The organism is Cohnella herbarum (genome assembly GCF_012849095.1).
Classification (GTDB): Bacteria; Bacillota; Bacilli; order Paenibacillales; family Paenibacillaceae; genus Cohnella; species Cohnella herbarum.
On record NZ_CP051680.1, the window covers coordinates 4,051,625 to 4,066,893 of the forward strand.

Genomic DNA, 15,269 nt, shown 5'->3' on the forward strand with positions numbered 1-15,269 from the left:
CCCTCCTTAGTTGGCCCGAGCGCTGCTAGCCGCGCCGGATTTTGCCTGCGTCAAAAAAGCGTTTAGTACTGACGTAAACATCTTCACTCCGTCTGCGGAACCGAGGATATCTTTCACCGCGCGCTCCGGATGCGGCATCATGCCGACTACGTTCCCCGCTTCGTTGCACACGCCGGCAATATTGTCTACGGAGCCGTTCGGATTGTCGCCCGCATAGCGGAAAACGATTTGGTTGTTCGCTTTCAGCTTAGCCAATGTTTCGTCGTCTACGAAATAGTTGCCTTCGCCGTGGGCGATCGGAATATCGATAACGTCGCCTTGCTTGTACGCATTCGTAAAAGATGTGTTAGTGTTCTCTACGACCAGCTCTACTTGGTGGCAGCGGAACTTAAGCGAGTTGTTGCGGATAAGCGCGCCCGGGAGAAGCCCCGACTCCGTAAGAATTTGGAATCCGTTGCAGATTCCGAGGATGAACTTGCCGGCTTCGGCCGCTTTGTGAACTTCCGCCATAACGGGAGCGAATTGCGCGATCGCGCCGCAGCGCAGGTAATCTCCGTAGGAGAAACCGCCCGGTACGAGAATCGCGTCGTATGCGGACAGGTCGGTGGCCGTGTGGAAAACGTAATCGACGGATTGGCCTACCGTGTCTTCTACGGCTTTATAACAGTCAATATCGCAGTTGGAGCCCGGGAATACGAGGACAGCGAATTTCATGAGCGCCTCAGCCCTCCAATTCGAAACGATAGTCTTCGACAACCGTGTTCGCCAGTAGCTTCTCGCACATCACTTTGAGCTTTTCCTCCGCTTGCGCGCGGTCGTTCGTATCCAGTTCCAATTCCAGGTATTTACCGATTCTCACTTTGCCGACTTCGTTGAAGCCAAGCGTATGCAGCGCGCCTTGCACCGCGTTCCCTTGCGGGTCGAGCACGTTCTGCTTAATCGTTACGTAAACCTTTGCTTTCATTGGAGTTCCTCCTGATATGGGGTATGGATTTGATTAGTTGGTTAGTTGGTAGATGTGCGACTTGAAAATGTAGCGCGATAAAGTTGGTTTAGTTTGGCTTAGTTGGCTTCCCGAGGCCCACTTCGTGCAAAATAGTGGTGGTTTTCACCGCTATTTCGTGCCCCGGCCCGACTTTCGGCACTATAGCGGTGTTTTTCACCGCTATTTCGTGCCCCGGCCCGACTTTCGGCACAATAGCGGTGGTTTTCACCGCTATTCCTTGCCCCGGCCCGACTTTCGGCACAATAGCGGTGGTTTTCACTGCTATTCCGTGCCCCGGCCCGACTTTCGGCACTATAGCGGTGGTTTTCACCGCTATTTCGTGCCCCGAGCCAACTTTGCCCGGTCCGCTATTCCTTACTTCATTAACCTGCGAGCAATATCCTGATATCTCGACGTAGTCGCTTCTACTACCGAATTCGGCAAAGGGGGAGGAGGACTGTTCTTGTCCCAATCCGATCCCGACAAGTAGGCTCGAACCGGCTCTTTGTCCATGCTGTCGATCTCGACGTCGAGCTTGTAATTTTCCTCCGCCCAGAAACGCGAGGAGTCCGGGGTAAACAATTCATCGATAAGAATGATTTCGCCGTCGATCAATCCGAACTCGAACTTGCAATCCGCAAGGATAATGCCCCGCTTGGCGCAATAGTCTCGGCCGAACTCGTAAAGCTTCAGGCTGCGATCCCGCAAACCTTCGGCTAACTCCGTACCCACTCGACGCGCCATCTCCTCGAAAGGAATGTCCTCGTCATGTCCGACATCGTTCTTGCCCGCCGGGGTGAAGATCGGCTGCTCCAGCTTAGAGTTCTTATGCAAACCCTCCGGTAGCTTAATGCCGTTAACTTCGCCGTTCGCTTGATATTGCCGCCATCCGCCGCCCGTAATGTAGCCGCGCACGACGCACTCGATATCGATCCTTTTCGCTTTGCGACTAACCATGATTCTACCAGCAAGCTTGTCCGGCTCGCTAACGAGATCTCCCAGCAACGCTACGTCAGTGTGAACGACATGATTGGGCTGAATCGCCGCCGTTTGTTCGAACCAGTAAGCGCTCAAGCCGTTCAACACGCTGCCTTTGCCTGGAACCGGAGGATCCAGCACGTAATCGAATGCCGAGATCCGGTCCGTTACTACGATTAATAGATGTTCTCCGAGATCGTACAGCTCCCGGACTTTGCCCTTATGAATAAGGGGGGCGTTAACGAGCCCTTCGGCCGTAGCCAAAGCTTGGGTAGTCATGTCTGCCTCCTTGGGGCGATTCACCGCCGCCGTTTACCTTATTTCAATCCCAAACGTTCGAAAATCGTACCGACGTGCTTAAGATGCCATGTCGGATCGAAGCATTCCGCGATTTCCTCGGCGGACAACACATCCGTCATTTCCTTCGTCGACTCCACGATATCGCGGAAGTCGCGTTGTTCTTCCCACGCCTGCATCGCGCGCGGTTGAACCGTATCGTAAGCTTGCTCGCGGCTGAAGCCTTTGTCGATCAACTTCGTCATAACGCGGCCGGAGAAAGGCACATTGTAAGTACGAGTCATATTGCGCTTCATATTTTCCGGGAATACCGTCAAGTTCTTCACAATGTTGCCGAAACGGTTAAGCATATAGTTCAGAAGCATCGTCGCGTCCGGCAAAATAATTCTTTCCGCGGAGGAGTGGGAGATATCGCGTTCGTGCCACAGAGGAACGTTCTCGTACGCGGTCAACATATGTCCGCGAATAACGCGGGACAAGCCGCTCATGTTCTCGCAACCGATCGGGTTGCGCTTGTGCGGCATTGCCGACGAACCCTTCTGGCCTTTGCCGAACGGCTCTTCGACTTCGCGGAATTCGCTCTTCTGCAAGCCGCGAATTTCCGTCGCGAACTTGTCGATCGAAGTCGCGATCAACGCCAAAGTCGCCATATATTCCGCATGGCGGTCGCGTTGCAGCGTTTGTGTCGAGATCGGTGCCGCCTTGATCCCCAGCTTCCGACATACGAACTCTTCAACAGCCGGATCGATATTCGCGTAAGTGCCGACGGCGCCGGACATTTTACCGAATTGAACGCCGTCCGCAGCGCGCTCAAACCGCTCTAAGTTGCGTTTCATTTCTTCGTGCCACAATGCCAGTTTCAATCCGAAAGTCGTCGGCTCGGCATGAACGCCGTGCGTACGGCCCATCATCGGAGTGTCTTTGTATTTAATCGCTTGATCGCGAACAATCGAGATGAAGTTCTCGATGTCTTTCTTCAATATTGCGTTAGCTTGCAATAACAGATAACCCATAGCCGTATCCACGACGTCGGTCGATGTCAGCCCGTAATGAACCCATTTGCGTTCCGCGCCCAAGCTTTCGGATACCGCGCGAGTAAAGGCGATGACGTCATGGCGGGTTTCGAGCTCGATTTCGTTGATGCGATCGATGTCGAATTTGGCGTTCTTGCGAAGCTCCACCGTGTCTTCATGAGGAATATGGCCTAACTCTGCCCAGGCTTCGCATGCGCATAATTCGACTTCCAGCCAAGCGTTGAATTTGTTTTCTTCCGTCCAAATGGCCCTCATCTCGGGGCGGCTATAACGTTCTAACATGGTTGTTTAGACCCTCCATATATTCGATTGGGTTATCCATTCCAGGGCCGCTTCCACGTTAGGGGCGAGCACGTTCAGGTGTCCCATTTTTCGTTTATGTTTCGCCTCGGCTTTGCCGTAAAGATGAACCTTCGGCTCAACTCCCAGCCTCTCCGCTTCGGCATCATGATCCGCCATCCAAGCTAGCAGCGGTTCCATGTGTTCGCCGAGGATATTGGCCATGACGACCGGCGATAGCAAAGCCGTGTCGCCGAGCGGCAAGTCGCAAATGGCCCGCACATGCTGCTCGAATTGGGAAGTCCGGCAAGCTTCCATCGTATAGTGGCCCGAATTATGCGGCCTTGGCGCCAATTCGTTGACGTACAATTGTCCGTCGGCCGTCAAGAACAGCTCGACCGCGATGAGTCCGACGACGCCGAGCGTCTCGGCTATCGATACGGCCAACTTCTCCGCCTCGCGTCGCACCGAATCGTCGATACGTGCCGGAACGATAGATAAGTGCAATATATTATGAACATGGACGTTTTCCGCGGGCGGGAAAGTTTTCACTTCGCCTGAAGGCCGTCTGGCCGCGATCACGGAAATTTCCTTGTCGAACACGATAAATTTCTCAAGCACGAGCTGCGTACCGCTTCGGCTTGCTTCGTTCCAAGCCGGCTCTAATTCGTCTTCGGCTCGCAATACCCATTGCCCTTTGCCGTCATAACCGCCGGTAGCGGTTTTGAGCACGGCTGGCAAGCCCAACAAAGCGGCCGATTCGCGAAGGCTTTCCAAGCTGACGATTTCGGCATAAGGAGCAACCTTCACGCCCGCCGCTTCGACCGCGCGTTTCTCGCGCAGACGGTGCTGGGTCGTATACAACAACGCGCTGCCTTGCGGTACGTAAGATTCCTTCTCCAACATAGCCGCTACTCCCGCATCGACGTTCTCGAATTCATAAGTAATGATATCCGAGCGCTTCGCCAGCTCGCGTGCCGCTTCTTGATCGTCATAAGCCGCTACGATCTGGGAAGCCGTCTGTCCGCAAGGACTATTGGGAGTCGGATCAAGCGTGACGAACCGATACCCGAGACGGTTGCCCGCATGCGCCAACATCCGTCCCAGTTGCCCGCCGCCAAGCACGCCGATGGTCGCTCCAGGCAAGATCGTTCGAGGCTGCGAACTAGCCGCTCCCTCGTCGACGCCGACGATCTCGCATCCGAACGCATCGCATACAGCGCCTTCTCCGCCGAACAAACTCACTAATTTTTCTCCGTTTGTATTCCCGTTTGTATTCCCGATTGCATCTCCGTTGATATTCCCGTTTGTATCCCCGTAGCTCATGATGGCAATTCTCCGTTTTCCAATACTTCTTGCGTAATCCGGTCGCGACGGGCGTTTACCCGGGCCTGTACTTCCGGATCGAAAGAACCGATCATCTGCGCTGCCAGCAATCCCGCGTTCGTAGCGCCCGCGGTCCCGATCGCTACCGTCGCTACCGGAATTCCGCCGGGCATCTGCACGATCGACAGCAACGAATCTAGCCCGTTCAGGGCCTTCGACTGAACAGGCACTCCGATGACGGGCAGAACGGTTTTGGCTGCGACCATGCCCGGAAGATGGGCGGCACCGCCGGCACCGGCTATAATAACCTTTAACCCGCGCGAAACGGCGGATTCGGCATATTCGAACATTAAATCCGGGGTCCGATGAGCGGAGACGACTTTTTTCTCGTATGGAATGTCAAGCTCCTCGAGCACCTCGCACGCTTTCTTCATCGTTTCCCAATCCGACGTGCTTCCCATGATGACGCCGACAAGTGACGACATGATTCCACCCTTCCCCAGCTGCAATGTTTTCTTCCAGTCAAGATCAACGCGTTGCCATCTTCTCATTAATAATTCGTGCAACTTATGCTTGCTAATCGTCCGATAAAACGAAAAAAGACCGATGGGAATACCGTAAGTATTCCCCAATCGGCCTTTAAGCTCTCTACTACGAATAAGCAGAACGCAACGGCGACAAGAGAAAGCCCGAACCTGGACGGTCCGCGCTTCCATATGACTGTCGTTGACGATTGCCGCGTAGTCCGGAAATTAGGGTTTCCGGGTAGAGACGTTCGGGCCGATTCCCGACTTATACGCGCATTGCGCCTTGCCCGTAACAGGCTAGCTAAATGCTCTTTTGACGTTTCTAAGTGTACCGCAGAGAAGGGTAAACTGTCAATCAAAGACGAACGCTTACATAACATCGAAATATTAATGTTCGGATTTGGACATACTTACGCGTATATTCGACCCATTCCTCGCTTGCACATACGTTCATTTTCAAATATTGTCATTATTTTCAATATGTCTCCAGACCCTTAAATGGCCTATTTCTTATTTAAAATTAAAACCCCGCCCCACCTCCGTCTAAGCGGAAGTGAAGCGGGGTTGATTTATGCCATGAACCGCTAGGTTCATAAACGCGTATTATTCTCCGCCAACCCACACGTAACGTGCGATTACGATGACGAATACGACCCACATGAGCCAGTGAATCTTGTGTTTCTTCTCGCCCGTAAGACTAGCTACGAAAGCAAGCAACACGTAAGAAACGATTCCGAAGGAAATTCCGTTAGCGATATTATAAGTGAATGCCATGATCGTGATCGTTAAGAATGCGGGAATTCCGATAACCAGGTCGGTAAAGTCGATTTCTTTAACCGATTGAACCATCAGTACGCCGACGATAATCAGCGCGGCGCTAGTCGCTGGTGCCGGAATAAGCAACGCGATCGGAAGAAGGAACAGGGAAAGCAAGAACAACACGCCGGTCGTTACGGAAGTCAATCCCGTGCGTCCGCCCGCGGCTACGCCCGCGGAACTTTCCACGTAGGCGGTTACCGTACTCGTTCCGAGCATCGCGCCGCCGCTGACCGCTACCGCGTCAACGAACATCGCTTTACCGACTTTTTTCGTGCCTTCTTCTTTATTTTTGAAAAATCCGGCGCGGTTGGCCGTACCGACCAATGTTCCGAACGTATCGAATAGCTCAACGAAAGTAAAGGTTGCAATTGCCGTCAAGAGCCCCGTAGTGAAGAGGTCGGCAAAATCCATCGCCCAGAAGTTCAATTCGCCGAAATCCGGAGCCCAGTCCGCGCCTTTCAGCGAGCTGAAGCTTACGAGATCAACTCCCGGAAGCGCACCAATTAAGGTGATTAAGACCATACCGAGCAAGATTGCGCCTTTAACGCGCAGTACCATGAAAATCCCGATAATCCCGAGTCCAACGATGGTCAGCCATACGCTTGGATTCGCCAAGTGCCCCATCGAAAGCAGCGTACCGCCGTCTTCGAACACTAAGATCGTCACGAGACCGCTTGTTTTCATACCGACGATCGCGATGAACAAGCCGATACCGACCGTGATCGCATGTTTCAAACCATCCGGTATCGCTACGATAAGCAGCTGACGAATTTGAGTCACCGTTAGGATGAAGAAGATAATACCTGAAATAAATACGGCCGCAAGTCCCATCTCGGGCGTAATCGGATGCCCCGTCGCTTTAGAAGTAACGATAGTCGTTGCGAAGAATGCGTTAAGTCCCATCCCTGGAGCCAAAGCTACCGGGAAGTTAACGAACAAACCCATTGCAATCGTAAAAATACCTGCCGCTAACGCGGTTGCGAGGAATACAGATGTGAAGCTCAAATCTGCTCCCGACAAAATTCCCGGGTTTACTACCAAAATGTAGGCCATCGTCATGAAGGTCGTGATTCCCGCCATGATCTCTGTGCGTACATTCGTCCCCAGTTCTTTTAGCTTAAAGAAACTTTCCATGTCTCAATAAACTCTCCCTTCAAATTTGAATGAATGTGGAAAAACTAAGTATGAACATACAAAAAACCCAGAAGAATAATCTCCTAGGTTCCGCACAACCGGGAAAATCCATACTATCGAGGCACGGATGCCCCTTCTAGCATGCTTTCCCTTTCCGTAGACAGATCATTTGCGGTGACCTCGTAGAGACTCCCGGGCCGATTCCCGGGATTATACGAAAAGCTATTCAGTTGTTTGTCCAATCCATATTCTAGGTCGTAAGACCTTGTCTGTCAACGGTTATTTACGAATATTTTAGGGTTAAAAACGCATCAATCGTTCGGAATTGACAGACTTTTCTACGATGAGAGCGTTTCATTTACAATGAAAGCGAGAACAAAACCAAAATTACCTTCGAACCTTTTCCTATCTTATCCAAAAAAAATCGCTCCGGACGCGATAATGTCCGAAGCGATAGTCCCTCTATTTGACTTCGCTCAGCCGAACGACTAGCTTGGCGCTTTCCGCTCGAGTACCGCGATCGTACGGTCGGAATTTTCCGCTTGCGTCGCCGTTCACGAGTCCGAGCGCTTTCGCTTTCGCCACGGCATTCTTTGCCCAATCCTTAGCGTCTCCCATATCGGAGAACGAACCTGAGCCTGCGCTCGAATCCGATGATTTGCTGCCCGTCCGAAGAAATTCGTAAGCCCTGACGATCATTGCCGCCATCTCTTGCCGGGTAATTGGAGCATTCGGATTGAACTTGTTCGTCGACGAGCCGGTAATTAACCCCGCCTCTTTGGCCGCGGCGATCGCATCCGCGTACCAAGCATCTCCCGCCACGTCGTTAAAGCCGGAAGCTGACGAAGCCTTTAACCCCAATTCGCGAACAAGCATCGCCGCGAATTCGGAGCGATTCACTTCGCGGTTAGGCGCGAATCGGGAATTATCGACGCCTTGTACGGTATGTCCCGCCGTCAATTGCATAATCTCGCTGTAGGCCCAGTGGGTCGAGGGTAAATCGACGTAGTTCATTTTATAGTCGAGCAACATGTACGTATGTCCCGCGACGAGCTGGACTTCCCTCTTTCCTGCCGAATTCGTGCCTTTAACGTATATGGCAGATCCATCCGGCATCATTTCGTACAGACCCGTGAGTTTGTTCCCGGCACCCGAAGGCAGCGCGAACGTCATGCCGGACGCCGAAGCGCCTATGGCCTGCCGCTTACCCTCTTCGTTCACGGAAGAAACCGTGATTAGGAATGCCGTTCCGGACGCGCTTAGCGAAGCTTTTTCCTTCTGTTGCGCTTTACGCAACAACTCGGCTGTCGCCGACACGTTCTCGACCTTTACTTCCAACGCCAACAATTCATTGGCCCCCAAACCTGCCGCCGCATTCCGCAACTGGGAAGGGCTGAACGATACGATCATCGAAGATCCGAACGTGACCGTCAGTCCTCCTGACTTAAGCACGTCCGCCGCGTTCGTCGGCAATCGCAACTCTCCGCCCTCGCTTCCGAGTCCGACGACCAGTTTGCCTTCTTTCGCCGCCGTCTCCCATTCCGTTTTCGAAACCGTACGTACGTTTGGATTCGGTTCCTTCTCCGTTTCTCCGCCGGCTCCGGAAGGTCCGGCTCCCGAAGAAGGAGGCGTAACGGTGCTTGTATCCTTTTTCTCGATCGCGTAATTGTCGACGATGTCGCCGTTTTCCGTGCGGGCTTGAATCGTGATTTTGTCGTACGCAATCTGAATCGCCGAATAAACCGCTATATCATCGTCGTAAACGAAATCTAAATAATCGTATTTAATCCCGTCGTAGAACTTCCATCCCGCGGCTCCGCCGTCCAAATAAACCGTCCCGCGCTCGCCGTTCTTTAATGGCTTGCCTTGTTTCATCGGATAAGTATGCGCATAGACATGATCGTGCCCGACAAGGACGAGATCCACTCCCAACCCTTCCAGGATAGGCGCGAAATACGTTTGAGTATATTCGACCAACGTCTCCCGGCCCGCTTCCGTGTGATACGCCGGTCTATGGAACATCGCTACCTTCCACTTCTTCTTGCTCTTGAGAATATCTTCGCGCAGCCACTCCGCCTGCTTGACCATGTTCTCTTCGCTTGCCTCGGAATTCAGCACGATAAAATGAACGTCACCGGAGTCGTACGAATACGCGTATTTCTTCTGAGTCTCCGGTCCGTTGTCGGGAAGTCCCGACCCTTTGGTGAAAACGTCCTTGCCTTCGCTCTTAACGTCATGGTTTCCGATGGCCATAGCCGTAGGAATCGAAGCCCCGTAAATGGACGAAGCTTTCCAAAACTGGTTCCATTCGTTCAAAGCTCCGCCGTTATCGACCAAATCGCCGCCGTGCATGACGAACTGCGTTTCCGGATAGTTCTTGAAGGCGTCGCCCATAAGCTTCTGATAAATCTCCAACCCGTTGTCTTCCTTAGTATGCGAATCGGTTACGAACACGAACGACACCGGCTTGTACGCCGTAGAATTCGCCGTCTTATAAGCGTTCCAATCGCTCCAATGGCCTTCGTAACCTACCCGGTAATGATACTTCGTGCCCGGAGTAAGTCCTGTTACTAGCGCCTTATGGAAACGAATCTCGCCTTTCGCTCCGTTCTCGGTCATGCTAAGCAATTGCAAATCCGAGTTCGCGTTCTTGCTGGTCGCTTTCCCTGCCGCGAGGGTCAAGTCTCCGTTCGGCAACTCGCTATCCTTGACGTATTGAATTTGCGTTTGTTGAATGCGCGGCGCCGTCTGCCAAGCCACGCTCATCATCGTTGCCATATCCTCGTTCACGTAAGTTTGTACATGCTCAGGGTTGTCCGATCCGAACTGGGGAACGATCGTCCATTTCATCCGTTCGCTGATTCCGCCGTCTTTGACCGCCTGCACGGACCAAACGCCTATCGCGAGAGTAGCGAGCGAAGTACGGATTTCGCCTTTGCTATCGGTCATGCCCAGACCTTGTTTGAGATTGTTTTGCTGAACGTCCGCGACGGATATCCAGCCTTTCTTAGTACCGTCGGGCAAATAAACGTTCACGTATCCGGACGTGCTTCCGATTGTCGCGAACAGTTGCTGTCCCTGCCTAACGGTCAGCAACTCAGCAGAGGAAGCACTTGCGCTCGCGTAAACTTTCGAACTCGCCGCTATTACGGTCACGTAAGTCTGAGGCCCGTTGGCATCGGTAAATTCGATCTCCGCCCCTTCCACGGGTACGCCGGAATGACTCGTAACGGTTAGGAGGCTCTCGGTTAGCAGCGACGTTCCCATAATGTTTAATTTATAGGGAAAACCGATCCTATAATGCTGCGGAGCCGCGAAGGATGCGGTTGAAATCCCACCTGCATAGCCGAATCCGCCTTCGACCATGCGAATTTGTTTATATGCTTCTCCACGTTCCATTTTCGCGTTGCGGCTCACTTCGAAATCTATGTTCGCTAGAGGCGTCTCCGAGTCTCCGTTCAAACCGGAAGCACGGAATTCCGCATATCCTCCTACGTTGTCGATAGCGGTCTGCACGTCAACTAAGCCCGGGCGTCCAGAGACGTTCGTCACCTGCAAGATTGCAGGGTCGAATTTAAGCTTGGCATACACGCTCTCCGCTACGCTAACGTCCTTGGCCTGAAGCTGCAGACGATAAATCTCGTTGCTTATCGCTTCCTCCGGAGCCATCATGGCAAGCCGCGTACCTTGTTCGACGTTAAACGAATACTCGGCTGTCGCGGGATTGCCGGCCAGATCTCGCGCTTCCGCGATTACCTCATGGTAACCTCCTCCTATAGGAGTCGCCGGGGAATAGGCAATCACTTTGCTCCCGAGATCGTAAGTGATCGAACTAACGGATTGGCCATCCAACTTAAAAGAAATAGAATTCGGATCGATACCCGACCCGATATCGTCCGCCGACAAAATAATCTGGGACAACGGACCGTTTATCGTCTGATTCGGCGCCGGATAAGAAGGCGTCAAGACGGGGACGCTCGTGTCTTCGTCAATCGGATCGTAGATGAGCCGAATGTCGTCCACCCATAGCGAACCTTTATTTTTCTTGCTCATATCAGATTGCTTCATTTGCAAGAAAAGCTCCAGTACGATCGGAGCGGGTCTGCCCTGTTCGATATCGACCTCGAGGTAACGCCATCCCGTCCAGTCGATTCCGACGTTTTCATCCGCGTAGTGGTTCATCGTGAACGAACTGTCCCTAGAATCGCGAAATTTCGTCGTCAGCAGGTGACCGTCGTTGTTGCCGTACACCCACATTCCGATTTTCTTCGGATAGCCTTGAATCGGCATCGTGTAAGGAACGGCGCCGATGGAAATCTGCGACGGATTGTCTTCGATTCCGATCATATCGTAATCGAGCCGTGCCGAGTGGGCACCGTTGCGAACGTATTTCGGATTCGATTCCAGCGTTAAGCTGCCGTCGAACACCCGTTTTTTCTCCAGTCTAACCTTGCTTAATCCGTCTGTTTCGAAATCCTCCAGCATGACGACTCCGCTTGGAGTGCCCGAATCCGCAAAAGCGGTTGGCGTCGCGGAAATTGCGGGTGGAATAAACGGGATGAATACCGCCAATGCCAGCATTCCAAACACCATTTTCCTTATAAAAGGATGATAAAAACTCACGATCCTTCACTCTCCTCTGACTTTCTTGTTGACTTCTATGGATTTTAGGCCACTATTTACCATGCTAGCCCGCTAATGTAACCGTAAGATAAGCCCTATGTTAACTACAAAAATACTTCTGACAGTCCGGTTTAATTGTTAATCATGCAAAAAGAAGCCTTGCGAGAGTAAAATCTCGCCAGGCTTCTTAAGGTTAATGCGACGGTTCTATTATTCCCACTCGATCGTAGCCGGGGGTTTGGAAGTAATATCGTATACGATGCGGTTAACGTTCTGTACTTCGTTGACGATGCGGTTAGAAATCTTCTCCAAGACGTCGAACGGAATTCTTGCCCAGTCGGCGGTCATTCCGTCGATAGACGTCACGGCGCGAATGCCTACGGCGTACGAATACGTGCGGCCATCGCCCATGACGCCGACGCTCTTCATGCCCGGCAACGCCGTGAAGTATTGCCAGATTTCGCGGTCGAGACCCGCTTTGGCGATCTCGTCGCGAAGGATCGCATCGGACTCGCGAACGATCTCGAGCTTCTCCGCCGTCACTTCGCCAAGCACGCGGATCGCCAGACCCGGACCAGGGAACGGTTGGCGCATGACGATCGCTTCCGGCAAGCCGCATTCCGCGCCGACTTTGCGCACCTCGTCCTTGAACAGCGTCTTCAACGGTTCGATTAATTTGAATTTCATGTCTTCCGGCAAGCCGCCGACGTTATGGTGAGACTTGATCGTCTGCGCCGTAGCGGTGCCGCTTTCAACGATATCGGTATACAGCGTGCCTTGCGCGAGGAACGTGAAATCGTCGAATTTCGCGGACTCTTCCTCGAACACCCGAATGAAGTCGGTGCCAATGATTTTGCGTTTTTTCTCCGGATCGTCGACGCCTTTCAGATTCCCAAGGAACCGTTCGCTCGCGTCGATCTTGACGACGTTCATGCCGAACTTGCCGACGAACGTCTCCATGACGCTTTCCGCTTCGCCTTTACGAAGAAGTCCGTGGTCGATAAACATACAAGTCAGCTGATCCCCGATCGCCTTATGGATCAGAATCGCGACGACGGAGGAATCCACGCCGCCCGACAATGCGCAAAGCACCTTCTTGTCCCCGACTTCCTTACGGATGTCCGCGATCATGTCGTCGATGAACGAGCCCATCGTCCAGTCGCCTTTGCATTCGCATACGCCGAACAGGAAGTTGCGAATCAGCTCGTTGCCGTGCACGGAGTGACGAACTTCGGGATGGAATTGAACGGCGAAGAAGTTACGATCCGGATCGCTCATGGCCGCTACCGGAGCATGCTCCGTGCTTGCGTCGACGCGGAATCCCGCCGGCAATTCCGTAACGTGGTCTCCATGGCTCATCCAAACCGTTTGACGGCTGTCTAGTCCTTGAACTAGGGGAGAGCCAGCAACGAAATCCACATCCGATTTGCCGTATTCGCGTTTGTGGGCCGCTTCGACCTTGCCGCCCAGCTGGTGAGTGATCAATTGCATGCCGTAACAAATGCCTAGAATCGGAATTCCGAGCTCATAGATGGCCGGATCGACTTTCGGCGCTCCGTCCGCATACACGCTTGCCGGTCCTCCGGAAAATACGATCCCTTTAGGCGCGAGCTCGCGAAGCTTGTCCGCCGTCGTGTTGAACGGAAGAAGTTCGCTGTACACGCCCAAGTCGCGAATGCGGCGGGCGATCAATTGGTTGTATTGGCCGCCGAAATCCATTACGACGATCATTTCGTGCTGATGAGTAGTCACTAGTAAACCGAGCCTCCTAAGCGTAAACCTTAAATCGCCATTACTGACGGTCCTATCCGTTCCGCGGGGTAAAATCAATTGAAGTTATTATAGCTTTGCGGCTTCGACAGCGTCAAGGCGAGAGGCTCGGCCAGGATTGATTCCCGAGTCCAGTAATCATGAAAATATCCCTACATGCGTCATTGGGCTAGTCTTAATTTGCGATCCGTCGGCAGGAAGACGGCCAATAATCCGATGAGCGGCAAGAACGCGCATAGCTTGATCACGAAAGATATGCTTGTCGCGTCGGCCAGCGTCCCGAGAACAACGGATCCGATTCCCCCGAGTCCGAAAGCCAATCCGAAGAACAAGCCGGATACCATGCCTACTTTTCCAGGCAGAAGCTCTTGAGCATATACGATAATGACCGAAAACCCGGAAAGCAGAATAAACCCGATGAAGATAAGCAGCACGACCGACCAGAAAAGATTCGCATACGGAAGCAGCAACGAGAACGGAGCGGTACCTAATATAGAGAACCAAATCATATTTCTTCTGCCGAATCTGTCGGCCAACGGTCCGCCCATGAAAGTGCCAACGGCTCCCGCGGCTAGCAATGCGAAGATGAACACTTGCGCGTATTCCGTTGAGATATGGTGATGATCGATCAAGTAAAACGAGAAGAAACCCGTCATGCTAGCGACGTACACGAATTTCGAGAATAGGAGCATGATAAGAATCGTCATCGCGTAAGCGATCGTTTTCGTAGGAAGCGGTTCTCTCTTGACGACTTCCTTCTTCTTCGCGGTTTGTCTGCCGATGTAAGCCTTGTACCACCTCGCCACGTAAATCTGAACGACGAAAGCGGCCGCGGCTGCGATCGTAAACCAGATGATTCCGAATTGACCGAACGGAACGAAGATGAGAGCCGTAAAAACAGGAGCCAATGCTTGCCCGATGTTACCGCCGGTTTGGAAGATCGATTGCGCTAAGCCTTTGCGAGCCCCCGCTGCCATATGAGCGACCCGGGATGCCTCCGGATGGAGGACGGCGGAACCGAATCCGATCAGAACGACCGACACAATGATCTGCCAATAACTATCGGCAAAGGCCAACACGACCATGCCGAGTAGCGAGAACAGCACTCCCGCGGGAAGCAAGAACGGCTTGGGCTTGGAATCGGTATATAAACCGATCATCGGCTGCAGCAAGGAAGCCGTTACGTTAAGCGTGAAGGCAATCCATCCGATCTGCGCGAACGTAAGCTGCATTGACTCTTGAAGAATCGGAAAGATGGCGGGAATTACGGATTGAATGGAATCGTTCAGCAAATGAACGAGACTGATGGAGAACAATATAGAATAGACCGTGTTCATCTGTACGTTTGCCATAGTGGCAGCTTGTTTGGTGCTCATGCCGAACATCCTTTCGTCTTATCATCTGATGTTTGTAGTGGGAGTTTATTGTTTCTTTAGTCTTGCGGGCTTTCTTGCGGGCTTACTCTTGTTGCGCTGAACCCACCAATCCCGCTGGCAT

The 15,269-nt window shown here is 52.6% G+C and carries 10 protein-coding genes and 2 riboswitches; all 10 genes read right to left on the reverse strand.

The features are described 5' to 3' along the window. Nucleotides 1-6 precede the first annotated feature (6 nt). The gene (gene purQ, locus HH215_RS17300) at nucleotides 7-714 is read right to left on the reverse strand and encodes a phosphoribosylformylglycinamidine synthase subunit PurQ (RefSeq protein ID WP_169281049.1); all 708 of its coding nucleotides are present in this window, start codon (nucleotides 712-714) and stop codon (nucleotides 7-9) included. 7 nt (nucleotides 715-721) lie between these two features. After that, on the reverse strand, nucleotides 722-964 hold the full coding sequence (gene purS, locus HH215_RS17305) for a phosphoribosylformylglycinamidine synthase subunit PurS (RefSeq protein WP_169281050.1): 243 nt from the start codon (nucleotides 962-964) through the stop codon (nucleotides 722-724). Nucleotides 965-1,360: 396 nt separating this feature from the next. Beyond that, nucleotides 1,361-2,242, reverse strand: coding sequence for a phosphoribosylaminoimidazolesuccinocarboxamide synthase (locus HH215_RS17310; RefSeq protein ID WP_169281051.1), 882 nt, complete (start codon nucleotides 2,240-2,242; stop codon nucleotides 1,361-1,363). Between the two features lie 38 nt (nucleotides 2,243-2,280). After that, nucleotides 2,281-3,576 carry an adenylosuccinate lyase gene (purB, locus tag HH215_RS17315; RefSeq protein ID WP_169281052.1) on the reverse strand — a complete coding sequence of 432 codons (1,296 nt, stop codon included), beginning with the start codon at nucleotides 3,574-3,576 and terminating at the stop codon, nucleotides 2,281-2,283. Nucleotides 3,577-3,582: 6 nt separating this feature from the next. Beyond that, complete coding sequence (purK, locus tag HH215_RS17320) at nucleotides 3,583-4,899, reverse strand: 5-(carboxyamino)imidazole ribonucleotide synthase (protein ID WP_169281053.1); 1,317 nt, start codon at nucleotides 4,897-4,899, stop codon at nucleotides 3,583-3,585. After that, a complete protein-coding gene (purE, locus tag HH215_RS17325; protein ID WP_169281054.1) occupies nucleotides 4,896-5,384 on the reverse strand; it encodes a 5-(carboxyamino)imidazole ribonucleotide mutase in 489 nt (162 codons plus the stop codon). Before purE ends, purK begins: the two co-directional genes overlap by 4 nt. A 236-nt stretch (nucleotides 5,385-5,620) precedes the next feature. After that, nucleotides 5,621-5,719: riboswitch (purine riboswitch) on the reverse strand. Nucleotides 5,720-6,029: 310 nt separating this feature from the next. Continuing rightward, nucleotides 6,030-7,379, reverse strand: a complete 1,350-nt coding sequence (locus tag HH215_RS17330) for an NCS2 family permease (protein WP_169281055.1) — start codon at nucleotides 7,377-7,379, stop codon at nucleotides 6,030-6,032. 137 nt (nucleotides 7,380-7,516) lie between these two features. Then, nucleotides 7,517-7,617: riboswitch (purine riboswitch) on the reverse strand. A gap of 224 nt (nucleotides 7,618-7,841) precedes the next feature. Beyond that, nucleotides 7,842-12,002 (reverse strand): S-layer homology domain-containing protein, encoded by a 4,161-nt coding sequence (locus HH215_RS17335; RefSeq protein ID WP_169281056.1) that lies wholly within the window; start codon nucleotides 12,000-12,002, stop codon nucleotides 7,842-7,844. A gap of 210 nt (nucleotides 12,003-12,212) precedes the next feature. After that, complete coding sequence (gene guaA / locus HH215_RS17340) at nucleotides 12,213-13,733, reverse strand: glutamine-hydrolyzing GMP synthase (RefSeq protein WP_169284439.1); 1,521 nt, start codon at nucleotides 13,731-13,733, stop codon at nucleotides 12,213-12,215. A 200-nt stretch (nucleotides 13,734-13,933) separates the two neighbouring features. Then, entirely contained in the window at nucleotides 13,934-15,148 is a 1,215-nt protein-coding gene (locus tag HH215_RS17345; protein ID WP_169281057.1) for an MFS transporter, read from the reverse strand. Nucleotides 15,149-15,269 lie beyond the last annotated feature (121 nt).